The following is a 23,908-nucleotide window of genomic DNA, read 5'->3' as shown; positions in this document are numbered from 1 at the left end:
CGATGCCGCTAACCGAACAGCGGGCCGACCGAGGAGACCTCGTACTTCTTCCCGTCCATTCCGGCCATGCCCAGTTCGCTGACCGCGCCCTGGAACGCCCCGAAGTGGGAGCCGGCGAATTGAGCCATCATGGCTTCCTCGGTCTCCCAGATCTCCAAGAAGCGGAAAACACCAGGGGCTTGCATCGAAATGCAGTAGTCGATGTTGCCGTCCAGGGTTCGCGACGCCGCAGAGACATCGGCTGCGGCGGCCATGAATACCTCGGAGTTTTCGGGGGGAACGGAAACGGAACCAGCAACAACGATCATGGACGCTCCTCAGGGTGTGGCAACCGGCCACACAGTAGCTATTGGGGAAGTAGGCAGACGGATCGCCCGCCGACCAGAGTGCGCCGAGCAGCGGTCCCCTAAAGTGGCGGTCGAATGCTGCCGTTTGATCCCATCGGTGAGGCCCGGCGCAACTGGGAGGCCAACAACTGGCGAGCGGTTGACGCCATGTCGGCAGCCACGTCGATTACCCGCGCCAATCAACTGGTGATCGGGCGGATCAACGAAGCCCTTGCGCCGTTCGACCTGACGTTCTCCCGATTTGAGGCCCTCGCCCTGCTCCATTTCTCCCGCCGAGGCTCGCTTCCACTGGGCAAGATGGGCGATCGGCTGATGGTCCATCCCACCAGCGTCACCAACGCCATCGACCGCTTGGAGCGCGACGGGCTGGTTCGACGGGTGCCCCACGCCGACGATCGCCGCACCGTGCTGGCCGAGATCACCGAGGAGGGCCGCCGGGTGGTAGCCAAAGCGGCCGATGCCCTGGCCGACATCGAGTTCGGCCTGGCCCGGCTGTCGGCAGACACGCTGGGTGCGCTGGACGATGCCATCCACACGCTCCGCCGAGATGCGGGAGACTTCGCCGAATAGCCCGATGACCGGCCTGGACATCCGACCGCTGACCTCCGACATCGGGGCTGAGATCCACGGTGTGGACCTGCGCGAACAGCTTGATGACGCGGTGGTGGCCGCCATCCGCCAGGCGCTGCTCGACCATTTGGTGGTGTTCTTCCGCGACCAGGCCATTACCCCCGACCAGCATTTGGCCTTCGCCCACCGCTTCGGCCCCATCAACGTGGCCCCGTTCGGCCCCAAGCTGGACACCCACCCGGCCATAACCGTGCTCGACCAGGTGGCTCCGGTGGGAGGATTGGCCGCCCGATGGCACAGCGACAACACCTACATGCCCAACCCGCCACTGGGCTCCATCCTCCGAGCCGTGGAGATGCCCGATGTGGGGGGCGACACCTGCTTCGCCAACATGTACAAGGCCTACGAAGAGCTGTCCGAACCGCTGCGGGCGTTGCTCGACGATCTGGAAGCAGCCCACGACTTGACCTACACCCTCACCCGGGCCATCGATGAGGGGCTGGCCCGCGAGCACTTGGACACCATGCAGGCCCAATACCCGGAGCTGATCCGCCCGGTGGTACGGGTCCACCCCGAGACCGGACGGAGGGCCCTGTTCGTGAACAGCAACTTCACCACCCGACTGGTGGGGGTGACCGAGGCCGAGAGCAACGTGTTGCTGCCGTTCTTGCTGAACCACGTACGCTCCCCCGAGTTCCAGTGCCGCTTCCGCTGGGCCTCCGATTCCATCGCCTTCTGGGACAACCGCGCCGTCCAGCACTTCGCCGTCCCCGACTACACAGAACGCCGCCTCATGCACCGGGTAACGGTGGAGGAGTGGGACTAGGCGCGAGGTATCAGATGGTGAACGCGCCGTCGATATCGAGCTTTTGGCCGCTGATGTAGTTGGCGGCATCGGAGGCTAGGAAACAGGCGGCCTCGGCGATATCGACGGCCTTGCCGAAACGGCCCAAGGGGATGTTGGTGCGGGCCACTTCTAAGGCCCGTTCGTCCAGGTCGCCGTCGGCCATGAGCCGGGCGGCCATGCCGTCCTCCAGCATGCCTGGCCCAACGCAGTTGGCCCGGATCCCGAAGCGGCCCTCTTCCACGGCCACCGCCCGCATGAGCGACTCCACTGCGCCCTTGGGGATCGACGACAGTGCGTCCCGCTTGGGGAACACGGTGGTGGCCGCGGTAGTGACGTACACGATGCTTCCGCCCGAGACCCGCAGATGGGGCAACCCAGCGACGGTCAGGTTGAATGCACCGATCACATCGGCCTCGATCTGGCTGGCGAACAGGGCGGGATCGGTTTGCGATAGGTACATCTGGGGCACGTGGGGTCCGGCCGCGCTCACCACGGTGTGCAGTCCGCCCAGCCGCTCAGCGGCCTCGTTGGCGAACGCCCTCATCGCATCGGCATCTTCCAGCACAGGGTTTCCCATGTGGGCATCCCCACCGGCGACCCGCACCGCGGCGGCCACCGCTTCGGCAGCCTCAGCGTTCGACCGGTAGGTGAACGCCACCGAACAGCCCCGCTGGGCCAGCATCTCGCAGATGGCCGCGCCGATGCCGCCGCTGCCCCCGGTGACCAGCGCACCGCCGGTCCGGCCGGAGAGATCGCTCACACACGGAACACTACTGGTCATCCCCGCTGGCGCTGCGCTTGGGGAGCAGTCGGCTTGTTCGGCTACGGTGACCCGACGAAGCGGGCTGATTGCAGTGCCGCGCTCAGCCTACGAGTTTCTAGTTGGGTAGGGAATGCAGGACCCGATCACCAAGCAGTTGAGGCAGTTCTACAAGCTGTCCGTCGGGCTGAAGGACGCGTACTCAGGTACAGATGCCCGTAGCCGGGTAAAGCAGTTCGATGGATGGGAGGATCGAGCTTCATCGGGTGATGGTGACGCGGCAGACTACGACCACGCCATAACCGTCAAGGAGTACTACGACCTTTTCACCGAGGTAATGGTGTTCGGTTGGGGTGAATCACTTCACTTTGCGCCGCTGTCTCCCCAGGAGAGCCTGGAGCAATCAAAGCTCCGTCATCAACGCCTGATGATCTCCAAGCTGGAGTTGCAAGAAGGCATGAAGGTGATCGATGTCGGCTGTGGGGTCGGCGGTCCGATGCGCCAGGTCATCCGCGACGCCGGAGTCAAGGTTGTCGGAGTCAACAGCAGCGAGTACCAGCTAAACAAGGCGAAGTCGTTGAATGCTGCGGCCGGGCTCGACCACATGGTTGAGTACCTATCGTGCAGCTTCATGGACATGGGCGCCATCGTCGATGGCACCTTCGACCGGGGATACGCCATTGAGTCGACGTGCCATGCACCCGACAAGGAGGGCGCATTTGCTGAGATCTTCCGTGTGCTGAAGCCCGGAGCCCTCCTGTGGGGTCAGGAAATGTGCATGACTGACGAGTTCGATCCTGACAACGACCGGCACCAGGGGATCAAGGAAGAACTGAGGCACGGCATCGCGCTCAATGAGATCGCGACCATGGGCGAGGTGGACAAGGCCCTCGAAGCAGTGGGATTTGAGATACTCGAGGCAAGGGACCACGCCGTTGGCGAGGATGGTCTGACCACTCCGTGGTATCAGCCGATGGCCAGTCAACGCAATACTCTTGGCAACGCCCTGCGCAGGACGCCACTGGGCCGAAAGACGCTGGTCGGATTAACCAAAACGGCTGAATTGGTCAGGGTCTTTCCCAAGGGCACCGCGGAGGTCGTCAGGCGTATGGACCGCACCGCCAATGCCTATGTCGCGGGAGGCAAAACCGGCATCTTTTCGCCCCTGTACTGTTTTTTGGTCCGCAAACCCCTTTGAGCGGCGCTTTGGTCGCGCTATTGGCCGCTTCCTAATTCCAGGTCACATCCAAGGGCAGGTATTCGTGGCGGCGCACGAACATGCTCTTCTCCCAGCGGGGTGAGTCGTCGTCGGCCAAACTGAACCACGAAGTGTCTTGCAGCAGGCGCTCTAGCGAGCAGAGGGTCTCCAGTCGGGCCAGCGGAGCGCCCACGCAGTGGTGAATGCCCCGGCCGAAGGACAGGTGGCTGCGGGGGATTCGGCGGTCCAGCACCACCTCGTCGGGTCGGTCAAACTCGGCAGGATCCCGATTGGCCGACGACCACAGCAGAAAGACGGTGGTGCCGGCCTTGAGGGTCACGCCGCCTAGTTCGCAATCGCGCTTGACCTGGCGGTAGTGGCCCCTAAACGGTGACTCCAGCCGCACGGCCTCCTCGATGAAGTTCTCCAAGAGGCTGTGATCAGCTCGGATCTGTTCTTGGAGGGCGGGATCATCGGCCAGCATTCGCACCGCGTTGCCGATGAGCGATGCTGTGGACTCCCCGCCTGCGCCGAGGAGCACCGTGAGCGTGCCGATGGCTTCGCCCCTGCTGATGTCGCCGTTGGCCATTGCCTTGGCGCAAACCCCGAGCAGATCGTCACCCGGGTTGTTGCCGGCTTCGGCGAGCTTGGCGTACAAGAAGCGGCTCGAGTGGGCGTTGTCCTGGGAGATGGCGTTCATGGTTTCTCGCGTGTGGAAGCCGGCCAACAGCCGCCCGCCCTGGAGGGCCCAATCCATCACATCGGGCCAGCTTTCGTCGGGCAGTCCGATCAGACGCCCAATGACCCGAGCGGGAACGGGATGGGCCACCGTGTTGGCCCACTCCACCCTGGTGTTCTGAGAATGGGCCGCTGCGAACTGCTCGTCGATGAAGGCCTCGATCTCGGCTCGCATGGCTTCCATGCGGCGAGCCACCAGCTCGGGGAACACGACACTCCGGTGAACGGTGTGCTCAGGCGGATCGGCGGTGGCCAGGGTGGTGGTGCCCTCGCCGAACTCGTCGGTGCGGAACAGCACGGGATTGCCGTCGTCGCCGGTGGCCAGCAACACGTCGAGGTGGTTGGAGAAGTCGTCGATTCGACGGAGGGCATCCACGATGAGCTCGTGGGTGGCCACAAAGGCCATGTCGAGCCCCGGCACCAACCACACCGGATGCTCCCGGCGCAGTCGCTCGTAGAGCGGATAGGGATTGGCCCAAACCTCAGGATCGATGATCGTCCGAGGCTCCAGCGGAACGACGGATGACGCAGCGGCGTTCATGCCAAATACTGGCACAGGCGCTGGCCAGCGCGCCGTCCGCCGCTTGGTGATTACCGCGCCGCCAACCCACGTTCGGGGCCGGGCCAACGCCGGTTCATATAATCCTCCCGATGAGCGATCTGCTCCACATGACTTCTCCGGAGAAGCGGTTCGCGGCGATGGCCCAGCTGCGAGCTGAGTGTCCGGTATCGCAATTGGGCGACGATGGCCCGGTCTATGTGGCCAGCCGGGTCGGGTGTCTTGACGCCCTGCCCGCCATCGAGCACTTCACCGGCGGCGTGGGGGCGGGCACCGAAGATCCCGAACAGCAGACCCTCAACGGCATGGACGAGCCCCGTCACGGCCACGTCCGACGGGTGGTCAACACCCTCATCGCGTCGTACCGGGCCAAGGAGATCGAGCCGTTTCTCACCGAGCTGTGCGTCGACCTCTGCGCCCAGATGGCGTCGGCAGACGGCGAGCCGGTGGATGTCATGACCACCTACGTCGATTTGGTCCCGTCCAGTGCCATCTGCTGGCTCATGGGCTGGCCGGTAGAAGACGCCGCCCAGCTCTACCGCTGGACGTACGAGGTGACCCAGCGGGCCATGGAGATGCGCCCCGGCGTCGGGACCACTCTGGGCGACCTCCATCCCGAGTTCGCCTCCTATGTCGACGAGCGCATCGACGCTCGTCTCGCCACCAGTTCGGAACTCTGGCCCGACGACGGTTTGACCCGACTGCTCACCGAGCCGGTGGAAGACGGCAAACCGCTGACCCCCCTGGGAGTTCGCACCCAGGTGATGTTCCTGCTTGGTGCCGGTTCGGAGACCAGCCGGAACATGATCGGCGGCCTGCTCTGGAGTCTTATGCGCGATCCGGCCCTGTATGGCCGGGTGCGTGATGACCGTTCCCTGGTGCCCAACGCGGTGGAGGAGGCCCTCAGGATCTACTCTCCGACTCAGTTCATGGTCCGGAACTGCGTGGAGCCGTTGGAATTGGACGGCTTTCCGGTGGAAGAGGGCGACCAAGTGTTCATCGGCTTGGCCTCGGCCAATCGAGACGAGACGGTCTTTGCTGAACCTGATGACTTTGACGTCGACCGCCCCAATGCCCGCCAGCATCTGTCTTTTGGTCTGGGTCCCCACATCTGTCCCGGTGCCTACTTGGTGCGCTTGGAGGGCCGGGTTGCCGCCAATGCCTTCTTGGACGCTTTCGAGCATCCTCGGCTGGCGAGCGAAGAGTTGGAGCCGCTGCCCAATGCCATGTTCTACGGGCCGGCGCGGCTACTGGCTCGCCTCGGCTGATCGACGGCTGATTTGGGAGAGTAGGGCCATGACCGATTTCTTCTACGAGCGGGACGCCGATCTCGCCGCCCTGGACGGCCAGCAGGTGGCGGTGGTCGGCTACGGCAACCAGGGGAGGCCGTGGGCGTTGAATCTGCGGGATTCGGGCCTCTCGGTGTCGGTGCATGTGCGGGCCGACGAGACCCGCGAGCAGGCCATCGCCGACGGGTTCGATGCCGGGAACATCGCCGACGCCTCGTCGGCCGACGTCATCTGCGTGCTGATTCCCGACGACTCCATCCCCCACCTGGGCCTGGCCCCGAGGCCCGATGCGCTCACCATCGTGGCCAGCGGCTACACCCTGGCCTTCGACCGGTTCGCCCCCGCCGGCGATATCGCCATGATCGCCCCCCGAATGCTGGGCCCCGAGGTGCGGCGCTGCTATGAGGAAGGGGTTGGCTTCATCACTGCGGTCGGAGTGCATCATGACGCCACCGGCACCGCCCAGTCCCGGATGCTGGCGGTGGCCCAGGCCATCGGCGGGTTGCGCCAGGGGGCCATTGGAATGACCCCCCATCAGGAGGCGGTGCTGGATTTGGCCGTCGAGCAGCTCCTGTCACCGGTGCTGACCCACGTGAACACGAATTTCGTGCTGGTCATGCTGGAGTTGGGCATTCCGCTGGAGGCCATCACCACCGAGCTGTTCTTCTCCGGCGAGGTGGAGCGCAACTACCGATTGCTGCGGGAAGAGGGTTTCGTCGCCCAGCTCGACCACCATTCCCCGGCCAGCCAGTACGGCCAGCTCTCCCGTCGGGGCCGGTTCGACCATGTAGACGTGACCGCTACCATGCGAGAGCTGGTTGAAGACATCACCTCAGGTCGGTTCGCCGATGAGTGGGACGCCGAGTCGGCCGCTGGCGCGCCGCACCTGGCCGAGTTGCGCGACCAGCACGCCGGGGAGCTGATCAAGGCTGTGGAAGACGATTTGCGAGCCAAGCTGGGGCCGAACGCCGGTTCTGCGGCCGGGGGGTGAGCACCAGCTCCCAGTTCACTGGTCGGCGCCGGCAGTTCCAAGATTGGCCCAACTATCGCTGGGCGGTGCTCGGTCTCACCATGGCCGGCATCGCTTCGACCAGTTTCCCGATCACCGTGCTGTCGGCGTCGTTGCCCGAGATCGCCAACGATCTCACCACCACGGAGAGCGCGGTGAGCTGGGTGCAGACCGCTCCGCTGATCGCCATGGCCATGGGCACGCCCATCGCCGGCAAGGTCGGCGATCTGTACGGCCACCGCAGGCTGTACTTGTGGGGGTACGCGTTGGCCACCGGCTTTGCCGTTCTGACCGGGCTGGCGTGGGATGTCGGCTCGCTGGTGGCGATGCGAACGCTGGGCCAGTTCTTCGGGGCGGCCACCCTGCCGGCGTCCATGGCCATCATCATGACGGTGTTCGCTCGGCGGGAGCGGGCGCTGGCCCTGGGCTACTGGTCGGCGGTCACCGCTATGTCGCCGGCCATCGGGGTGACGTTCGGCGGATTCATGGTGGACGCCTTCGGTTGGCGGACCATCTTCTTCATTCAGGCGGTGCCGTCGATGATCGCACTGTTGGCTGCCATTCCGCTGTTACCCGACACCGCCCGCAAACCCGAGGTGCGCTTCGACATCGGCGGCGCAGCCAGCCTGGGACTGGCGGTGGCCGGCCTGCTTATGGCCATCAACCGAGGTCCGGAATGGGGTTGGGGCCATCCGCTGGTGGTGGCTGGCCTGGCGGTCGGTCCCACAGCCCTGATGGTGTTTGCCGCCATTGAGCGCCACACCGCCGACCCGCTCTTTCCCCTGGACTTTCTTCGCCGACGGGGATTCGTCATTCCCAACTTGGTCACGTTCCTGGGCCATATGGCCTACATGGGCACGTTCGTTGTCGCCCCCTTCATGCTGGAGGGAGCCTTCGGGATTACCGAGGTCAGCCGCATCTCAGCAGCCCTTATCGCCCGACCGGTGGGGTTCAGCGCGGGGGCGTGGTACGCCGGACGGGTGGATTCTCGTTGGGGCGGGAGGACGATCATGGTTGCGGGGGCGGTGATCATGGCAATAGCCCTGGCCGGGACCGGGGCATCCATTCTGGCTGGTTGGCTGGCCGGAGTTATCGTGCTGTTGTTCGTAGCCGGAGTTGGCCAGGGTGCCATCCGACCGGCCGCGGTGGCTGGAGTAGCCAACTCGGTGGACGATGCCGACCTCGGAGTGGCCTCGGGTGCCTTGCAGATGATCGGCCACATTGGAGCAGCCACCGGGATCACCATCATGATCACGGTGCTGGGGTCGAGCGACTCATCCGAGCGGTACTTCGCCATCTTCTTGCTGGCCGCGGCCATCGCCTCGATGTCGGCCTTCTCGGCTCGGTGGTCGCCGAAGCTGAGGACCTCTAGGTAAGCGGGGGGAGGTCGCCGAAGTCGATGGTGAAGGGCATGTCGGGCTCAGGCTCGTCGTCTTCCTGCTGGATCTCTACCCGAACCTTCTCCGGCTCCAAGATCTCCCCCAGAGCCACCATGGCCGCGCCGATGGCCGAGCCGCCCGCAGACCCCGTGACTTTTTGAATCAGCCCTTCTGGCGGCTGGTAGTCCCGAGGATCAGACCACTGGAACTCCAGATCCTCGGCATCTCCGGGTTCGGATCCTGCCGCCAGTTCCTCGGCATTCTCTGGCTCAGGCATCCTTCAATTGTACCGACTTAGGCGGTGGCTGCCTCGGGGAGAGCCCCGCTCAGAATCTCGTAGGCCACCCGCTCGGCCTTGAACCGGGCCCGGCCGCCGGTGAGCGACCGCAGCTCGATGGCGTAGCGCACCAGTTCCGCCTCGGGGACGATGGCATGGATTACCTGCTCGCCCCACGGTCCGGCGTCGGTGCCCTGCACCTGGCCCCGGCGGGAAGAGAGGTCGCCCATCACGTCGCCCTGGTATTCGGGGGCCACGGTGATCTCCACCCGGGCCATGGGCTCCAGCACCACCGGATTGGCCTGGGCGAAGGCCGCGCTGAACGCCAGCTTGCCGGCCATGTTGAAGCTGAACTCCGACGAGTCCACCGAGTGGTGCTTGCCGTCGTACACCGTGGCCTTGACGTCCACGATGGGGAAACCCAAATCGCCGCCGTCGGCCATGGCGTCGCGGATGCCGGCTTCCACTGCGGGGATATACGACCGGGGGATGGCGCCGCCGCTGATGGCGTCCACAAACTCGAATCCGCTGCCCCGGGGCATGGGCTCGATACGCACATAGGCCACCCCGAACTGGCCGTGCCCGCCGGACTGCTTCTTGTGCTTGCCCTCGGCGTCGCCGTTGCCGGTCACCGTCTGGCGGTAGGGAACCCGCAGGTCCTCGGTCTCCACCTCGATGCCCATTCGGTCGAGGCGGGCGATGGCCAGCCGCAGATGGGCCTCGCCCAAGCCCCAGAGCAGGGTCTGGTGGGTCTCCTCGCTGCGCTCCAGGATCAGGGACGGGTCTTCATCGGTGAGCCGTCGCAACCCGGTGCCCAGCTTGTCCTCGGCGGCCCGAGTCTTGGGCAGCAGCCCGTAGGCCAGCACCGGCTCGGGCCAGGCCTCGAGCTGAACGATGGCTCGGCCGGCGTTGGTCAGGGTGTCGCAGGTGCGGGTCTGCTGGAGCTTGGTGACCCCGCCGATATCACCGGCGGAGATGGCATCGATGTCTTGTTGCTTGCCGCCCACCAGGCTGACCAGACCTCGCAGCCGCTCGCTGTCGCCGGTCGTGGAGTTGGTGAGGTTGTCGTCGCGGCGGATGGTGCCCGAGAGCACCCGGAACAGCGAGATCTGGCCCACGTAGTCGTCGCTGATGGTCTTGAACACGCAAGCGAGCTGGTCGCCGCCGGGGTCGCAAGCCGGCTCGGTGTCGATGTCGCTCATGGTGACGGTCATGGCCCGGGAGGTGGGGGGCGGGCCGATCTCCACTAGGAAGTTGGCCAGGCGGTCCACCGCGATGGGACCGGTAGCCGAGCCGCATACCACTGGAAACACCGAGCCGTCGGCCACGCCCCGTCCGAGCACCACCTCGAGCTCGGCCGGGCTGGGGATGTTGCCTTCGAAGTACTGCTCCAACATGTCGTCGTCGGCCACCACGATGTTTTCTACGAGCTGCTCGTGGACCTCGGCCTCTTGCTCCTCCATCTCCGCGGGGATCTCGGCTTCCTCAGCCGCGCCGCTGTCGTAGATGTAGGCCTTGTCGGTGAGCAGATCGGCGATGCCGTGAAAGCTCGGGCCGGTACCGATGGGCAGCTCCAAGGGGGCCACTCCGGCGCCAAAGGCGTCTTGTAACTCGGAGAGCACGTTGTCGAAGCTGGCGTGCTCCCGGTCGAGCTTGTTTACAAACACGATGCGGGGCAGGCCGGCATCGGCCGCCTGGCGCCAGATGGCGGTGGTGCGATGGTCCACTCCGCTGGAAGCGTCGATCACGAACACCAGCAGGTCGGCTACCTGGAGGGCAGCGTGCAGTTCGCCGGCGTAGTCGGGGGCGCCGGGGGTGTCGAGCAGGTTGATCTTGTGGCCGTGCCATTCGAAGCTGGCCAGGGCCAGCGACTGGCTATGGGTGGCAGTCTTCTCCTCGGGGCTGAAGTCGCACACTGTGGTGCCTTCTTCCACCCGGCCTGTGCGGTCGATGACCCCGGCCCGGTACAGCATCGCCTCAGCCAGCGTGGTCTTTCCTGATCCTTGCGACCCCACCAGCGCGACGTTGCGGATCTTCTCCGGTGCGAGAGCCATCGATATCCCCCTAATGGATTCTGGGTTCGTTCAGCAGTAGGCCGCTGAGCCTACCCGCCAACTGCGGGTTGGTTCCTATGGGGAGGCGGCTACTCGTCTTCGCCAGCGGAGTCTTCCTCCGATTCCGGCTCTGGGGGCCGCGGCACTTCGATCAGGCTGCTGCGGTACCAGACGCCTTCGTCGAGAGCGGCGGGGAGGTAGGCGATGTCGGGGGTGATGGTCTCACCGTCGGGAGTGCGGAAGGCCAACTCGACTCGGCCATCGGCCAGGCGTCGGGCGCGGATCTCGCCAATTGGGCTTTCGTCCAACTCGACGGATCCGCTGGAGTGCCAGACATCGACCGGGGCGTCGGCGGGCAAATGACGCCGAGGCGGCAGGATCTGGAGGCCGCTGACGAGATCTACGCCATGTTCGATGCGGCCGTCATCGTCCAGCCGGGCCGCGATGCGCAGCTGGTGGGGCGGCTCGGGTTCCGGCTCCGGCTCGGGCTCGGGAAGCGACTCGGGTTCGATCAGCGCCAGGAGCTGCTCACTGTGGTCGAGGCCCAGGCGCTCCAGGAACCGGGAGTTGGCGGCATCGACGTTCGGCACCGCGCAGAGCGCGCCGTCGATCGCAGCGATGTAGGCAAACAGGGCGGCTCTCAATTCGGTATCGAGGGCAATCAGCGAGTCGGCGTCTTCGAGGCCGGCAAGTTCCAGTGGCTCGCGTAGCGGATCGTCGCCGGTGTCGCAGCTCGGCTGCGTCGAGAGCATTGCTTGGACTTCAGGATCATCCCAGCCCAGTTCGGCGGCACGGGCTGCGGTCACGATCTTGCCGGCCGATATCACTGGGGCGATGACATGCTCGACGTAGGCCAGTTGAGACTGAACGGCTGTTGCCTCGTCGAATGACAAGACACCGCCGCTGTCGATTCGCTCAGAAAGCGCGCGCCAAGAATCGGCCAGAAACGCGTAGGTCCCTGATCCCCCATCGGCCAGCGTGAGCACCAGATTTTCGACGGCTACCGGGCTGATCGCCTCGCCTGAGGCCAGCGTGTCAAGCAGTCCCGATTGTCGGATCAGCGCGGCATACCGTGGCGCGGCCGTCTTGAGAAGCGCGCTCGACGAGGGACCCTCCACGGCGACCTCAGTCGGCTCTGCCGACTCGGGCAGCCCGGCGATCGCTGGCCGGTCGAAGATGCCGTCGAGCAACTGAGTGCGCACACCGGCGGCGTACTGGGCCTTCTCCTGTATGGCCGCATCGATTTCCGCCGCTGGGTCGGCAACCGAGGCCACTGTGGTGGTCACATCACCTTGTCCGTCAGCTTCTGCCGAAACTGAGTAGGTCTCACCGTCGACCTCCACCGAGACCGGCCCATATGTCGGGCTGCTGAGCACTGTTAGGTCGTGCCAGAGACCATGGAATCCGAGTTCGTCGTCGTTGCCGTCGAACGTGATGACAGCGGTGAACACCCACGTGGGACCGGCTCGATTGAATGTCACCGAGTGCGGGGTCACCTGTGGCGTGGCCGTGCTGGTCGCGCTCGCCGTTGCCTCATTGGTGTGGTAGGCGACACCAGCGGGCCAGTGTCGAGCGAACACCGGTGCAGTGCGGTCGAATACCCGGGGGCCGATGGCATACAAGACAGCGCTGCTGGCCGGATCGGGAAACTCGTCGCCGCCCACGTTGCCGATGCGGAAGTTGATGGGGAGGGGATCACCGGCCACCACCTCGGTGGGGATGTCGATCTCCTCGATCTTGAGCAAGGGGCTGCGTTGATGCGCCTCCTCTTCCACAATGGTGAGGGTCAGGGTGAAATCGATCAGAGGCCCTTGCAGGTCTCGGGTCCGGAAGGTGGTCGCCTCGATTCCGTACACATCCGCCGGTAAGTACTGCTCTATGCGGGAGTTGCGGGTGCCGCCGGCATCATCGTTGTGGGCAACCTGGCCGGGAACCACCGCCCGCAGGGCGACGATGGGGGCGACGATGAGTACCGGATCACCAATCTCCGATGTCAGGTCAACCCGCACCCTTGCGCCCTGAGGCAGGGCGAAGACGAAGTACTGAGAGGGGTGTCCGGTAAGGAAAATCGACTGACATGATTCGGGTGTCCAGAATCCCCTCACCCCAATGCCTTGGTCGGGCGTCAATGCGCCCAGAATCTGGGGTTCGCAGGTGTCGACCTGCGTGACCTCGACCTCGAAGTCAGCCGGTCCCCGGGCCCGGCCCGCAGTGGTCGTGGCCTCGATCAAATAAACACCCGCTTGGAGCTCCCGTTCGATGCGTGCGTCGAGAGCTCCCACGCCACCGTCATCGTTCTCGGTAATCCGGTTGCCGTCACTGTCGAGCAGGTAGAGGTACGCATCGGCTTCGGGTGACGTCAAGTCGATCCTGATTCGCCCAATGGCGGCGATCTCGAACCGATAGGTGTGGGCGTCGCTGTTGCTGCGGAAGCGCGAATCGCAGTCCTCGGTGGTCCAGCGACCGCTGGCGGTCAACTTACTGCCCGGGGTGTTGTCCAGCGCCCCGAGATCGACCGTCTCACAGCTTCGCCCGGTTTCGCCTTGAGTCGTCACTTCCTCTTGGATCGTCACCGGCTCTTGGGCGGTTGCTGCACCCCCTCCGGCAATGGCCAACGCACTGGCAATCAGCACAACAACCAGCCACGAAAAAGCCGTCGAGCGCAGGCCAAACCTCTTATCCGCAATCAGCTTCATAGTCGATCTCCTGTTTCAGCCGACATTAGCCAGCAGTTCACGCATCCGCCGGGGTGGAAGATACTGCTCGTCGATGCTGATCCCCAAGTGGCGGACGGCGTCGGCCACGGCGTTGGTTACCGCGGCGGGAGCGCCGATGAGGCCGCCCTCTCCCACCCCCCGCCAGTCGGCGTCATGCAGCGGCTCGACTTTGAGGTGCTCCACCTCGATGACCGGCATCTCGGCGGCCGAGGGCACCAGATAATCGGCAAGTGAAGCGGTGAGCAAGTTGCCGTCTTCGTCGTAGAAGTGGCGTTCGAACAGCACAGCGGCGATGCCTTGGGCCACCCCACCCTGGATCTGACCGTCCACGATGGCCGGATGGATCATCTCCCCGCAGTCTTCGACCACCAGATAGCGGGGGATGGTGATCTCCCCGGTGTCGGGATCGATCTCCACCCAGCAGCAGTGGGTGGCCGATGCCCATCCGCCCGGCGGTGTGCGGTACTCCACCGTCACCTCGATCCCCTGGTCCATGCCCTGGGGTAGCGACGAAGGCGCGAACCAGGCTTGCTGGGCGATAGCAGCTAGGGGGACGCCGTGGCCCGGTGTGCCCCGCACTGAGATATTTCCGTCGGCGATCTCCAAGTCGGCGGGGTTGGCCTCCAGCTGCTCGGCGGCGATGGCCAGCACTTTGGCCTTGACCTCGGCGGCCGCGGCCATGGCTGCACCGGCCCCCATCATCGAGGCCCGGCTGCCACCGGTGCCCAAGACAGTGAACGGGGTGGAATCGGTGTCGCCGAAGACAATTCGCACCCGGTCGAGGCTCACCCCCAGCTCGTCGGCCGCCACTTGGGCAATGGTGGTCTCATGGCCCTGGCCGTGGGGCGACTGACAGCTGGCGATGGTCAGATCGCCGGTGGGCTCCAACCGAGCCCAAGTCAGCTCGCCCCGCAGGTCGAAGCCGGCCGACTGGGCGAAATCGGGTGGTCCGGGGGCGATCTCGATGAATGTGGCGAACCCCAGACCCAGCAGCCGTCCTTCGGCCCGGGCCGCGGCCTGCTGGGCGGAGAAGCCGTTCAGGCCCATCAGTTCTACCGCTCGATCCAATGTCTGGCGGGCGGTGATGCCCGACACAGTGGGGCCAGTGATCATTTTGGTGGGCTGGTCCTCATCGATGAGGTTGCGGCGGCGGATCTCCACCCGGTCGATCCCGAGGGCGGCGGCAATCTCGTCCAGCATCCGCTCCCGCACCCAGGTCTCTGCGGCCCACGGCCCTCGGTACGCGATGTAGCTGCATTTGTTGGTAGCTACCACCCGGCCCCGAAAGGCGTAGGCCTCCAGCCGGTAGGCGTTGGGAATCAGCATCTTCACCAGGTTGCAGAACAGCGACGACGGATAGGGCGGCATGGGATAGGCCCCCTGGTCCATGACCATGTCGGCTCGGATGCCCAAGAGAGTGCCGTCGCTTTTGACCGCCACCTCGACGGTCAGGTCCTCTTCGCGGGCGTGGCCGGCCATCTGGAGGTTCTCAGTTCGATCCTCGGTCCACTGGACCGTGGCCCCCAGCATCTTGGCTGCGGCAGCCACCGAGATGTCTTCCCGCCCGACTTGGCCCTTGGAGCCGAAGGCGCCGCCGATGTCGCCGGTGCGCACCCGGATGTTTTGAAAGGGAATGCTGAGGAGACCGGCGAGATTCAGCTTCACCGCGTGGGGGCGCTTGGTGGCGATCTCGATTTCCAGCCGCCCGTCTGAGGGGGTGTAAGACGCCACCATCACCCGGCCCTCCAGCGGGGCGTGGCCAAAGCGGTGCTGGGTGAAGGTGCGGGTGAACACATGGTCGGCGTCGGCAAAGGTCTGGTCGATGTCGTCGCCCCACGACTGGGCCGTTTCGTACACCACGTTGGTGCCCAGTTCTTCGAACAGCAGCGGGGCATCGGGTGCCGAGGCGTCGTGCATGTCCACCACCGCGGGCAGAGACTCGTACTCCACCGCCACTGAAGCGGCCCCGTCAGCCGCGGCCTGACGGGAACGGGCGACCACGATGGCGATGGGCTCGCCCACGGTGCGGACTTTGCCGGATGCCAGGGCGGTGAACGGGCTGCCCAAGAGCTCGGGGGGCCCGACGATGTTGATGGGGTTCACCACCCCGGTGAAGTCGTCGTTGGAGAACACGGCGACCACGCCGGGGATGGCCTTGGCCTCGGCGGTGTCGATGCTGAGTATGTCGGCATGGGCCATGGTGCTGCGGACGAAGGCGGTGTGGAGAAGATCGGGGTGGCGGATGTTGCCGGTGAATCGGCCTTCGCCCCGCAGCAAACGGGGCCCCTCGACTCGGTCGACGCTCTGGCCTGTCAAACGGGCAGCCATGGCTCGACAGTCTCGCGGATGTGGCCCGGTGGGGATGAGGTCGACAGCCTCTACACTTCGAGGCATGGCATTGTTCGGGATGAAAAAGACGATGATGGTGGAGCCTGCTGACGCGCTGCCCGGCCGAGAGTTCGAGATGCCGGTGCCGGAGTTCCACTTTGTGAACGGAAACCCGCTGAAGCCGCCGTTCCCGCACGGCATGGGGCAGATCATGGTTGGGATGGGCTGTTTCTGGGGAGCCGAGCGGGTGTTTTGGCAGGCGCCCGGTGTGTTCACTACCGCGGTGGGCTACGCCGCGGGCTTCACCCCCAACCCCTCCTACCAGGAGGTGTGCTCCGGCCTCACCGGCCACAACGAGGTGGTGCTGGCCGTGTTCGATCCCGAAGCCACTAGCTACGAGCAGATGCTGGCGCTGTTCTGGGAGAACCACGACCCGACCCAGGGCATGCGCCAAGGCAACGACGTCGGCACCCAGTACCGCTCGGGCATCTACTACTTCGACGATGACCAGAAGGTGGCCGCCGAGGCATCCCGTGACATGTTCGGCGCTCGTCTGCGGGACGCTGGCTACGGCGAGATCACCACCGAGATCATTGCCGCCCCGCCCTTCTACTACGCCGAGGACTACCACCAGCAGTACCTGGCCAAAGTCCCCAACGGCTACTGCGGCCTAGGCGGCACCGGCGTCACCTGCCCCGTCGGCCTAGTGACCGACTGACCGTTGAGCAACGTCCGTTTCTGACTCAGATCGGGGTGAAGACGCTGCGGTTGGTGGCGTTGTCCAGATGCACGTCGCCGGGGCGGCCTACGGCTTCGGAGGCGAGCAGGTCTTTGAGCAGGTCGGGGTCTTCGGGGGTGTTGGCCAAGAAGCGCTTGCCTTCGTTGCCGTTTCCGTTGAGGCGGCCGCAGATGTAGCCCGTGGTGGGCTGGCCGTCGCGGTCATGCATGACGGTGTAGGCCTCGATGCGGCCCTGACCGGTGGCCGAATCGTCGGGAATGGCGGGGGCGGTGTCCATGGCGGCCGATGGGGGTGGGCCGTCGGGGTGGTCCCAGCCGCCTTGCTTGGGCCGGGCCGACAGCACCGCAGCGGCGTGCTTGGTCATAAAGAAGCCGTTGCCGGTGACCATTCCGACCGAGCGGTCGTCTTCGCGCAACTGCTCGACCATGGCGGCTATCGAGTTCATGTTGTAGGCCGAGCCGGGGCCGCCAGCGTAGGGCAGGCCTCCGGTGACGGTGAACGGGCGGGGGTCCAGCTCGTCGATGCCCAACATGGCGCAGGCCATGCGCACCGCTACGGGGAAACAGGAGTAGAAGTCGAACAGGGCGATGTCATCCACGCCCACCCCGGCCTGGCTCAACGCGCCCACCGAGGAGTCCTTCATCGACGGGCACTCGGCGAAGTTGGGCCGGGTGCTGGCGAACCAGGCCTCCTCGGCGGCGTTGTGGCCGCCCCACCAATACACCCAGCGGTCCTCGGGGATTCCCAGCTCCCGGGCTTTGGCCACCGAGGTCATCACATAGGCCCCAGCTTGGTCGGTGTTCAAGACCGCGTTCAGGTACTTGGTGTAGGGGAAGCCGATCATGCGGTTCTCGGGGGTGGGGGTCGACAGCTCTTCGGCGCTGCGCTCGGTGGGGAACCAGGCGTAGGGGTTGGCCGCGGCCACCGCGGTGAACTCGGTCATCATCTCGCCCAGCCGCTGAGCGTGCTCGGCCAGAGTCATTCCCTGGGCGGCTCGCAGGGCGTTCTCGAACAAGGGGTAGGCCTGGATAGGCCGGGTAAGGCCATGGCGCTCCTCGATCTCCGACACCATGGGCTTTGTCGTGTCACCAAACCGGTCATCTGCCCCATTGGGATTGCCGCCAGAGGGCCAGTCCAACTCCACGTTGGCTGCTTTGGCCCGCTCGAACGTCTTCCAAATCTGCCCGCCGGCCATCACCGCTACCTCGGTGCGACCGGCCATGATCTCCGTGGCCAGGTGATTGGCCGCCAGCACGCCGATCTCCCCACCCCCACCGGTGTGTTGCACTTGGGCTCGGCGGTCGATGCCCAGCCGCTCGGCCACCAGCCCGGCGCCGTTTACCGGAGTCCAATAGGCCAACGGAATCTGCAAGTAAGTGTCCACTTGGGCGAACAGGGGTTGGCCCACGCCGCAGTCGTAGGCCGCCCGAGTGGCCACATCGGCCATCATGGTCACTGGGTCGGGTGCGGCCGTCGGGTCGGTCTCTCGCCCGACGTACTGGGCCACACCCACAAACACGGGTGCCCGGTCGCTGCTCACCGCGGCGATGCTATGACAGAAGTGCCTTCGATCTGCTGATCGAGGCCAAGCTGCGTAGGCTCTGGAGCGTGAAGTTCGGCGTTTTCTATGAGCACCAGCTGCCGAGGCCATGGCAGCCCGGCGACGAGCAGCGGCTGCTGCACGAGGCCCTCGAACAAGTGGAGCTGGCCGACCGACTCGGGTACGACTACGCCTGGGAGGTGGAGCACCATTTCTTGGAGGAGTATTCCCACTCGTCGGCGCCCGAGGTGTTCTTGGCCGCGGCCAGCCAGCGCACCGAGCGGATCCGGCTGGGCCACGGCATCGTGCAGATGCCCCCCAAGTACAACCACCCGGCCCGGGTGGCCGAGCGCATCGCCACCTTGGACCTCATTTCCAACGGCCGGGTGGACTTCGGCACCGGCGAGTCGTCGGCCGCGGTGGAATTAGGCGGGTTCAACATCGCCCACGCCGACAAGCGCCCGGCGTGGGCCGAGGCCACCGAGCAGTGCTGCAACATGATGGTCATGGAGCCCTACCCGGGGTTTGAGGGCGAGTACTTCTCCATGCCGTGCCGCAATGTGGTGCCCAAGCCGGCGCAAAAGCCCCACCCGCCCCTGTGGGTGGCGTGCTCAAACCGGGAGACCATCAAACTGGCCGCCCGACTGGGCATGGGGGCTCTGACATTCGCCTTCGTGGACCCCGACGAGGCCGCCCTTTGGGTCGAGGACTACTACCGGATTCTGTCTGAGGAGTGCGTGCCCATCGGCCACACCGTCAACGCCAACATCGCCATGGTGGTGGGGTTGTCGATGCACCACGACCGAGACGAGGCCGAGCGCCGGGGCCTCGAAGGATTCCACTTCTTCGGTCACGGCCTCTTGCACTACTACGTGATCGGCCAGCACCAACCGGGTCGGACCAACGTGTGGGACAACTTCCAAGAATCCAGGGAGTCATTCGAGGGTCTGGGGGAGACGCTGGGTATTGGAACCCCCGACCAGGTCACCCGCCAGCTCCAGGGCTATGCCGACGTCGGGGTAGACCAGGTGATGTTCATCCAGCAGTCGGGCCGCAACCGCCACGACCACATCTGCCAGTCGCTGGAGATGTTCGCCAAAGAGGTGATGCCCGCCCTGAAGGAGGGCGAAGACGAGCGGGAAGCGGCCAAAGCCGCCCGCCTCGCCCCCCACATCGAGGCTGCCCTGGCCCGCCGCACCCCGATGGCCCCCCTGGCCGATGATGAGATTCCGGTCGTGGAGTCCCTGGGGACTTCTTGACCCTGATTTAGCCCGCGGGAGTCAGATAGGCGGCGAAAACCCAACCGGAGACGGTATTGGCGTGGACCTGCACCCAGATGCCGCTGGTGGGCGACTCCACCACCTGGCCGGTGAGGGTGACGGTGGAATCCAAACTGGCTGTTCCCAACACCTCGTGGGCCGTGCTGGGCCCGGCTCGCACGTTGAGGGCCGAGGGCACGTCGAACACCCTCCATTGGGTGTCGGGAGGGTAGCGGGGGTCGATTTCCAGTTCGGCCACCACGGGCGCGGGCGGGGGTGCCTCGGTGGGCGTGGGGGTGGGTTCGGGAGTGGATTCGGGCTCAGGCTCTTCCGACTCGATGGTCACCCAGTCGAAGCCCCAGGTGGACACCAGACCGGCCAGGGATAGAGCCACGAAGGCCAAGCCGGCCACCGCCACGCAAAAGACAATGGCCCGTACGCCCATGGAGTTAGCGGGCCTGCCAGTCGGGTGGGCGGCCCTCGGCGGCGGCGGCCATTCCTTCGACGGCGTCTTCGGTGTCCCCGGCCACTATTCGCATGGTCTCGCCGAACCGCACTGCCTCCACCCACGACATGGTACGGGTGCGAGCGGCCACTTCCTTGGTGGCCCGCACGGCCAGCGGCGCTGAGGCCACCAGTCGTTCAGCCAAGGCTTGAGCCTCGTCCATCAGATCGTCGTGGGGCACTACCCGCCACACCAACCCCATCTCCCGGGCCCGCTCGGCGTCGATCCGCTCGCCGGTCAACAGCAGCTCCATAGCGTCGGCCCATTCCACCCGCCGGGGCAGCCGGATGGCGCCCACGATGGTGGGCACGCCCAGGCGCACCTCGGGGAAGCCGAACGTGGCCTGGTCGCTGGCGATGAGGAAATCGCAGGCCAGCGCGCCGGTGAGCCCGTAACCCAGGCAGTGGCCGTTTACCGCGGCGATGGTCGGCTTGAACAGCTCCAAGCCCGACTCGAAAGAATTAATGGTGGGCTTCTCCCAGAACGTGCCCTCGAACACGCCTACCGATCCTTCTCCGTCGCGCATGTCGGCGCCCGCACAGAAGGCCCGGCCCGCTCCGGTGATGATGGCCACCCAGGCGTCGTTGTCGCCCCGAAACCGGTCCCAGGTTGCGTTCAGGTCTTGGCGCAGCTCGCCGTTGATGGCGTTGAGCGACTTGGGGCGGTTGAGGGTGATGGTGGCCACATGGCCAGAGAGCTCATACAGCACGGTGTCGGTCATGGCGGGCTCCTGTCTGCTCTGAATTCAGTCGAATACCAGAATGGACCGGCCTGCGATCCGCCCGTTCTCCAGGGCATCGACCGCCTCGTTGATCTCGTCGAGGGCAAACCGCTGGGTGACCAGACTGTCGAGGTCGAGGTCGCCTCGGCGGTACCAGTCCATGTAGATGGGGAAGTCCCGCTCGGGGTGGCTGGTGCCGCCGATGCTTCCGGTCAGGTGCTTTTCGTGCATCAGGAGATCGCCGATGTCAATGGTGGGTACAGCCACGGGTATCCCGACCAGCACTGCCACTGCACGCTCGTCGGCGGCCCAGCGCTTCTTCCGCAGCGACGGTGCCACTTGGGCGATGGTTGCCTCCGCGCCGATGCAGTCGAAGGCGAAGTCCACCCCTGAGCAGGGCGCGCCCATCAGGTCGAGGCCCTCCCGGGGGGTGAGCTCGTGGATGCGGTCCACCGGGTCGCACTCGGACGCGTTGACCCCGATGGTGGCCCCGTGGCGCTTGGCGAAGTCCAGCTTCTCCTCGGAGAGGTCCACCGCGATGATGGGGTCGGCCCCCAGCGCCTTGGCCGCGGCCAGAGCCGAGAGGCCCACGCCGCCCACCCCGAACACCGCCACCGACGATCCGGCGGTGACTCCGGCAGTGTTCATCACCGCGCCGGCGCCGGTCATCACCGCGCACCCGATGATGGCGGTCACATCGGTGGGCGCGTCATCGGGCATGGGCACGATGAACATCTCATCGGCGATGGTGTGGTCGGCCCAGGTGAACACCCCCAGGCTGGTGGCCAGGGTGCCGTCGTCCTGGGTGACCTGGGCCATGGCTGGCCGGCGGTCGGGGGGCTGGGTGCTTCGGGGCAGCCAGGTCACGAACACCCGGTCGCCGGGGGCAACGTGGCTCACCTCGCTGCCCACCGCCACCACCTCGCCGGTGGATTCGTGGCCCAGCACCACGTCGCTGGCCCGGGGGGTGTGGATCTCGTGGAGTTGGCTGTGGCACACCCCGCTGGCGAATTGCCGCACCACCACGTCGGTGGGCCCGGGATCGGGCAACTCCACGGACTCGATGCGCAGGGGCTGGCCCATTTCCTGGGGAACGACGGCGACGCGAGCTGGGGTTGGCATAGCGCCAGACTAACGAGGGGCTGCCTAGGACAGTGGGTCGTTCAGGGGTACTTGATTGAGAGTTGGCGCAGAGAGCGGGGGCCGGGGTTGTGGGGCATCTCGCGGCGGTGGACGGTGCCCACGGTGTCGAAGATCACCACGTCGCCTTGGCGCCAGCGGTGGGTGTAGGTGCGCTCGGGCACGATGGCGTGGTCCATGGCCGCTTGGGTGAGGGCGAAGGCCTCCTCGGGATCGTCGATACCGCCAAAGCCGCAGGAGAACGACGAGACGTACAGCGCCACCCTTCCGGTGTCGGGGTGGGGCATCTCCACCGGGTGCTCGACCACTTCGCCCGAGCCGGGATAGATGATGTCGGGGTTGGCCTGCATCCGGCGGGCGGCGGCCGCGGCCGGGTCTTCGTCGTGGTGGTTTTGGCGCAGCCGGGTGTTGTTCTCCGACGTGATGGTGTACCGGCCGGTCCGTCCCGCCAGCTTCTGGCTCAAGTGGTCGGGCAGGGTCTCGTAGGCGGTGTACATGTCGCAGAACGAGGTGTCGGCCCCGCCGTCGGACGGGACCCGCTGGGCGTTGAGCAGCGACTCCCGGGCGATGGTGTCCAAGAAGGCGTAGTCGGTGTGCCACGGCAAAGGGCCGCTTCCCGCCGTGCCGATCTCGTGCCCGTCGTCGTTGAGCTCGTTGGACACGGCCAGCACCTCGGGTGTTTCGGTGGGGATGTTGTAGAGCTCGTCGGCAGGAAACGGCTCGCCCAGTTGATGGGCCAGGGCGGCCAACTCCTCGGCGTCGCACTCCCGCTGACCCCGCAGCACCACCACCAGCCGGTCGGCCAACGCTTGGCGCAGCGTCGCCAGATCGTCGTCGGACAGCGGTGCCCCAGGGTCCCAGCCCGAGGCCAGCGAACCCAGTGGCGCGTCGAGGGGCTCGGTGCGAATCATGTCTCTATCCCTATCATGTCAACGCCGCAGGCTCGCCGTGCTAGTACAGGGAGAGCAAAGATCGAGGAGGTACGACGATGGAAGGCCAGAAGATTCTGATCACCGGGACCGCAGGGCAGATCGCCCTGCCCATGACCCGACACTTCGCCCAAGACAACGAGGTATGGGGCTTGGCCCGGTTCAGCCAGCCGGGATCCAGGGAGCAGGTGGAGGAGGCCGGAGCCATTCCCCATAAGGCCGATCTGGCCTCCGGCGAGTTGAACGGATTGCCCGATGACTTCGACTATGTGATCCACATGGCCGCGTTCATGGCGGCTTCGCCTGACTACGATTTCGCCCTCACCCAGAACGCTGAGGCCACCGGCCTGTTGATGGCCCATTGCCGCAACGCCAAGGGCTTTCTGCACGCGTCCACCGCGGCCGCCTACAAGAACAACGACGACCACACCTACGTCTACGCCGAGGGCGATCCGCTGGGCGACAGCGAACAGCCCTATTCGGAGACCTACGGGGTGACCAAGATGGCCGCCGAGGCGGTGGCCCGCACCATGTGCCGGCTCTATGACCTGCCTACCGTGATCGGCCGCATCAACGTGGCCTACGGCCAAAACGGGGGGCTGCCCGCCATCTTGTTGGCCATGATGACCAACGGCATGCCGGTGCCCCTCAAAGACTCGGAGCCCAACATGTTCTCCCCGGTCCACGAAAAAGATATGTGCGCCCACGCCGAGGCGTTCTTGGAGGGGGCCACCGTGCCGGCCACCATCGTCAACTGGGGTGGCGACGTGAACGTCAGCATCGAGGACATGTGCCGTCGAATGGCCGAGCAGGTTGGCGTGGAGCCCAATTTCGAGTACTACCCGGTGGGCACCCACAGCCGGGCCTACGACAGCGCCAAGCGCATCTCGATGACCGGGCCGTGCATGGTGTCATGGGAGGACGGGATCGACGACATGGTCGCGGCCTGGGATCCAGAGCATGGCAGCCGAATGATCGCCCGGCTCATGGGCGAGGGTTAGTC

The 23,908-nt window shown here is 65.7% G+C and carries 21 protein-coding genes; 9 read left to right on the top strand and 12 right to left on the bottom strand.

What is annotated here, in order from left to right; translation table 11 throughout:
- Positions 1-8 precede the first annotated feature (8 nt).
- Positions 9-308, bottom strand: a complete 300-nt coding sequence (locus tag ACOGJC_RS09060; RefSeq protein WP_419844679.1) for a putative quinol monooxygenase — start codon at positions 306-308, stop codon at positions 9-11.
- 114 nt (positions 309-422) lie between these two features.
- On the opposite strand from ACOGJC_RS09060, the gene ACOGJC_RS09055 reads away from it, so the two are divergent.
- Both ACOGJC_RS09055 and ACOGJC_RS09050 read left to right on the top strand, forming a co-directional pair.
- Positions 423-917 carry a MarR family transcriptional regulator gene (locus tag ACOGJC_RS09055; protein ID WP_419844678.1) on the top strand — a complete coding sequence of 165 codons (495 nt, stop codon included), beginning with the start codon at positions 423-425 and terminating at the stop codon, positions 915-917.
- Between the two features lie 4 nt (positions 918-921).
- Positions 922-1,743 (top strand): TauD/TfdA dioxygenase family protein, encoded by an 822-nt coding sequence (locus tag ACOGJC_RS09050; RefSeq protein WP_419844677.1) that lies wholly within the window; start codon positions 922-924, stop codon positions 1,741-1,743.
- A gap of 10 nt (positions 1,744-1,753) precedes the next feature.
- Here ACOGJC_RS09050 and ACOGJC_RS09045 read toward each other — a convergent pair whose 3' ends face one another.
- Positions 1,754-2,524: an SDR family NAD(P)-dependent oxidoreductase gene (locus ACOGJC_RS09045; protein WP_419848178.1), complete on the bottom strand. Its 771-nt coding sequence runs from the start codon at positions 2,522-2,524 to the stop codon at positions 1,754-1,756.
- A 133-nt stretch (positions 2,525-2,657) separates the two neighbouring features.
- On the opposite strand from ACOGJC_RS09045, the gene ACOGJC_RS09040 reads away from it, so the two are divergent.
- Positions 2,658-3,722 (top strand): class I SAM-dependent methyltransferase, encoded by a 1,065-nt coding sequence (locus ACOGJC_RS09040; protein WP_419848177.1) that lies wholly within the window; start codon positions 2,658-2,660, stop codon positions 3,720-3,722.
- Between the two features lie 31 nt (positions 3,723-3,753).
- Here ACOGJC_RS09040 and ACOGJC_RS09035 read toward each other — a convergent pair whose 3' ends face one another.
- Positions 3,754-5,001, bottom strand: coding sequence for a cytochrome P450 (locus tag ACOGJC_RS09035; protein WP_419848176.1), 1,248 nt, complete (start codon positions 4,999-5,001; stop codon positions 3,754-3,756).
- 110 nt (positions 5,002-5,111) lie between these two features.
- Here ACOGJC_RS09035 and ACOGJC_RS09030 point away from each other — a divergent pair, with 110 nt between their 5' ends.
- From ACOGJC_RS09030 to ACOGJC_RS09020, 3 genes are read left to right on the top strand one after another with little or no spacing between them, the layout of a single operon-like run.
- Complete coding sequence (locus ACOGJC_RS09030; protein WP_419848175.1) at positions 5,112-6,287, top strand: cytochrome P450; 1,176 nt, start codon at positions 5,112-5,114, stop codon at positions 6,285-6,287.
- 28 nt (positions 6,288-6,315) lie between these two features.
- Positions 6,316-7,299: an NAD(P)-binding domain-containing protein gene (locus ACOGJC_RS09025; protein WP_419848174.1), complete on the top strand. Its 984-nt coding sequence runs from the start codon at positions 6,316-6,318 to the stop codon at positions 7,297-7,299.
- Positions 7,296-8,693 carry an MFS transporter gene (locus ACOGJC_RS09020; protein WP_419848173.1) on the top strand — a complete coding sequence of 466 codons (1,398 nt, stop codon included), beginning with the start codon at positions 7,296-7,298 and terminating at the stop codon, positions 8,691-8,693. Before ACOGJC_RS09025 ends, ACOGJC_RS09020 begins: the two co-directional genes overlap by 4 nt.
- On the opposite strand, the gene ACOGJC_RS09015 is transcribed toward ACOGJC_RS09020, so the two are convergent.
- The 4 genes from ACOGJC_RS09015 to ACOGJC_RS09000 all read right to left on the bottom strand — a co-directional run bounded on the left by ACOGJC_RS09015 (position 8,686) and on the right by ACOGJC_RS09000 (position 16,072).
- Positions 8,686-8,973 (bottom strand): hypothetical protein, encoded by a 288-nt coding sequence (locus ACOGJC_RS09015; protein ID WP_419848172.1) that lies wholly within the window; start codon positions 8,971-8,973, stop codon positions 8,686-8,688. The genes ACOGJC_RS09020 and ACOGJC_RS09015 overlap by 8 nt on opposite strands.
- Before the next feature lie 17 nt (positions 8,974-8,990).
- The gene (gene fusA, locus ACOGJC_RS09010) at positions 8,991-11,027 is read right to left on the bottom strand and encodes an elongation factor G (RefSeq protein ID WP_419848171.1); all 2,037 of its coding nucleotides are present in this window, start codon (positions 11,025-11,027) and stop codon (positions 8,991-8,993) included.
- A gap of 89 nt (positions 11,028-11,116) precedes the next feature.
- On the bottom strand, positions 11,117-13,723 hold the full coding sequence (locus tag ACOGJC_RS09005) for a PPC domain-containing protein (protein ID WP_419848170.1): 2,607 nt from the start codon (positions 13,721-13,723) through the stop codon (positions 11,117-11,119).
- 15 nt (positions 13,724-13,738) lie between these two features.
- Entirely contained in the window at positions 13,739-16,072 is a 2,334-nt protein-coding gene (locus ACOGJC_RS09000; RefSeq protein ID WP_419848169.1) for a xanthine dehydrogenase family protein molybdopterin-binding subunit, read from the bottom strand.
- Positions 16,073-16,136: 64 nt separating this feature from the next.
- Here ACOGJC_RS09000 and msrA point away from each other — a divergent pair, with 64 nt between their 5' ends.
- The gene (gene msrA / locus ACOGJC_RS08995) at positions 16,137-16,790 is read left to right on the top strand and encodes a peptide-methionine (S)-S-oxide reductase MsrA (protein ID WP_419848168.1); all 654 of its coding nucleotides are present in this window, start codon (positions 16,137-16,139) and stop codon (positions 16,788-16,790) included.
- Between the two features lie 25 nt (positions 16,791-16,815).
- Here msrA and ACOGJC_RS08990 read toward each other — a convergent pair whose 3' ends face one another.
- Complete coding sequence (locus ACOGJC_RS08990; RefSeq protein ID WP_419848167.1) at positions 16,816-18,351, bottom strand: acetyl-CoA acetyltransferase; 1,536 nt, start codon at positions 18,349-18,351, stop codon at positions 16,816-16,818.
- Between the two features lie 68 nt (positions 18,352-18,419).
- Here ACOGJC_RS08990 and ACOGJC_RS08985 point away from each other — a divergent pair, with 68 nt between their 5' ends.
- Positions 18,420-19,610: an LLM class flavin-dependent oxidoreductase gene (locus ACOGJC_RS08985; RefSeq protein ID WP_419848166.1), complete on the top strand. Its 1,191-nt coding sequence runs from the start codon at positions 18,420-18,422 to the stop codon at positions 19,608-19,610.
- Positions 19,611-19,617: 7 nt separating this feature from the next.
- On the opposite strand, the gene ACOGJC_RS08980 is transcribed toward ACOGJC_RS08985, so the two are convergent.
- Genes ACOGJC_RS08980 through ACOGJC_RS08965 form a run of 4 tightly spaced genes read right to left on the bottom strand, consistent with a single transcriptional unit; the run spans position 19,618 to position 22,887 of the window.
- Positions 19,618-20,055 (bottom strand): SH3 domain-containing protein, encoded by a 438-nt coding sequence (locus ACOGJC_RS08980; RefSeq protein WP_419848165.1) that lies wholly within the window; start codon positions 20,053-20,055, stop codon positions 19,618-19,620.
- Between the two features lie 4 nt (positions 20,056-20,059).
- Positions 20,060-20,836 (bottom strand): enoyl-CoA hydratase/isomerase family protein, encoded by a 777-nt coding sequence (locus tag ACOGJC_RS08975; protein WP_419848164.1) that lies wholly within the window; start codon positions 20,834-20,836, stop codon positions 20,060-20,062.
- Positions 20,837-20,860: 24 nt separating this feature from the next.
- Complete coding sequence (locus ACOGJC_RS08970) at positions 20,861-21,958, bottom strand: zinc-binding dehydrogenase (protein ID WP_419848163.1); 1,098 nt, start codon at positions 21,956-21,958, stop codon at positions 20,861-20,863.
- Positions 21,959-21,999: 41 nt separating this feature from the next.
- A complete protein-coding gene (locus ACOGJC_RS08965) occupies positions 22,000-22,887 on the bottom strand; it encodes a TauD/TfdA dioxygenase family protein (protein WP_419848162.1) in 888 nt (295 codons plus the stop codon).
- A 77-nt stretch (positions 22,888-22,964) separates the two neighbouring features.
- Between ACOGJC_RS08965 and ACOGJC_RS08960 the strand changes: the two genes are divergently transcribed.
- The gene (locus tag ACOGJC_RS08960; RefSeq protein ID WP_419848161.1) at positions 22,965-23,906 is read left to right on the top strand and encodes an NAD-dependent epimerase/dehydratase family protein; all 942 of its coding nucleotides are present in this window, start codon (positions 22,965-22,967) and stop codon (positions 23,904-23,906) included.
- The last annotated feature ends 2 nt before the right edge of the window (positions 23,907-23,908 follow it).

This window comes from Candidatus Poriferisocius sp. (assembly GCF_965204015.1).
GTDB lineage: Bacteria > Actinomycetota > Acidimicrobiia > Acidimicrobiales > Bin134 > Poriferisocius.
The sequence above is the reverse complement of the archived record's forward strand: the minus strand, read 5'-3'. Positions and strand labels throughout refer to the sequence as shown.

Bases quoted from the DNA above. Each gene is read 5' to 3' on its own strand.
- ACOGJC_RS09060 (WP_419844679.1), bottom strand. From the start codon at position 308: ATGATCGTTGTTGCTGGTTCCGTTTCCGTTCCCCCCGAAAACTCCGAG.
- ACOGJC_RS09055 (WP_419844678.1), top strand. From the start codon at position 423: ATGCTGCCGTTTGATCCCATCGGTGAGGCCCGGCGCAACTGGGAGGCC.
- ACOGJC_RS09050 (WP_419844677.1), top strand. From the start codon at position 922: ATGACCGGCCTGGACATCCGACCGCTGACCTCCGACATCGGGGCTGAG.
- ACOGJC_RS09040 (WP_419848177.1), top strand. From the start codon at position 2,658: ATGCAGGACCCGATCACCAAGCAGTTGAGGCAGTTCTACAAGCTGTCC.
- ACOGJC_RS09035 (WP_419848176.1), bottom strand. From the start codon at position 5,001: ATGAACGCCGCTGCGTCATCCGTCGTTCCGCTGGAGCCTCGGACGATC.
- ACOGJC_RS09030 (WP_419848175.1), top strand. From the start codon at position 5,112: ATGAGCGATCTGCTCCACATGACTTCTCCGGAGAAGCGGTTCGCGGCG.
- ACOGJC_RS09025 (WP_419848174.1), top strand. From the start codon at position 6,316: ATGACCGATTTCTTCTACGAGCGGGACGCCGATCTCGCCGCCCTGGAC.
- ACOGJC_RS09015 (WP_419848172.1), bottom strand. From the start codon at position 8,973: ATGCCTGAGCCAGAGAATGCCGAGGAACTGGCGGCAGGATCCGAACCC.
- fusA (WP_419848171.1), bottom strand. From the start codon at position 11,027: ATGGCTCTCGCACCGGAGAAGATCCGCAACGTCGCGCTGGTGGGGTCG.
- ACOGJC_RS09005 (WP_419848170.1), bottom strand. From the start codon at position 13,723: ATGAAGCTGATTGCGGATAAGAGGTTTGGCCTGCGCTCGACGGCTTTT.
- ACOGJC_RS09000 (WP_419848169.1), bottom strand. From the start codon at position 16,072: ATGGCTGCCCGTTTGACAGGCCAGAGCGTCGACCGAGTCGAGGGGCCC.
- msrA (WP_419848168.1), top strand. From the start codon at position 16,137: ATGGCATTGTTCGGGATGAAAAAGACGATGATGGTGGAGCCTGCTGAC.
- ACOGJC_RS08980 (WP_419848165.1), bottom strand. From the start codon at position 20,055: ATGGGCGTACGGGCCATTGTCTTTTGCGTGGCGGTGGCCGGCTTGGCC.
- ACOGJC_RS08975 (WP_419848164.1), bottom strand. From the start codon at position 20,836: ATGACCGACACCGTGCTGTATGAGCTCTCTGGCCATGTGGCCACCATC.
- ACOGJC_RS08970 (WP_419848163.1), bottom strand. From the start codon at position 21,958: ATGCCAACCCCAGCTCGCGTCGCCGTCGTTCCCCAGGAAATGGGCCAG.
- ACOGJC_RS08965 (WP_419848162.1), bottom strand. From the start codon at position 22,887: ATGATTCGCACCGAGCCCCTCGACGCGCCACTGGGTTCGCTGGCCTCG.
- ACOGJC_RS08960 (WP_419848161.1), top strand. From the start codon at position 22,965: ATGGAAGGCCAGAAGATTCTGATCACCGGGACCGCAGGGCAGATCGCC.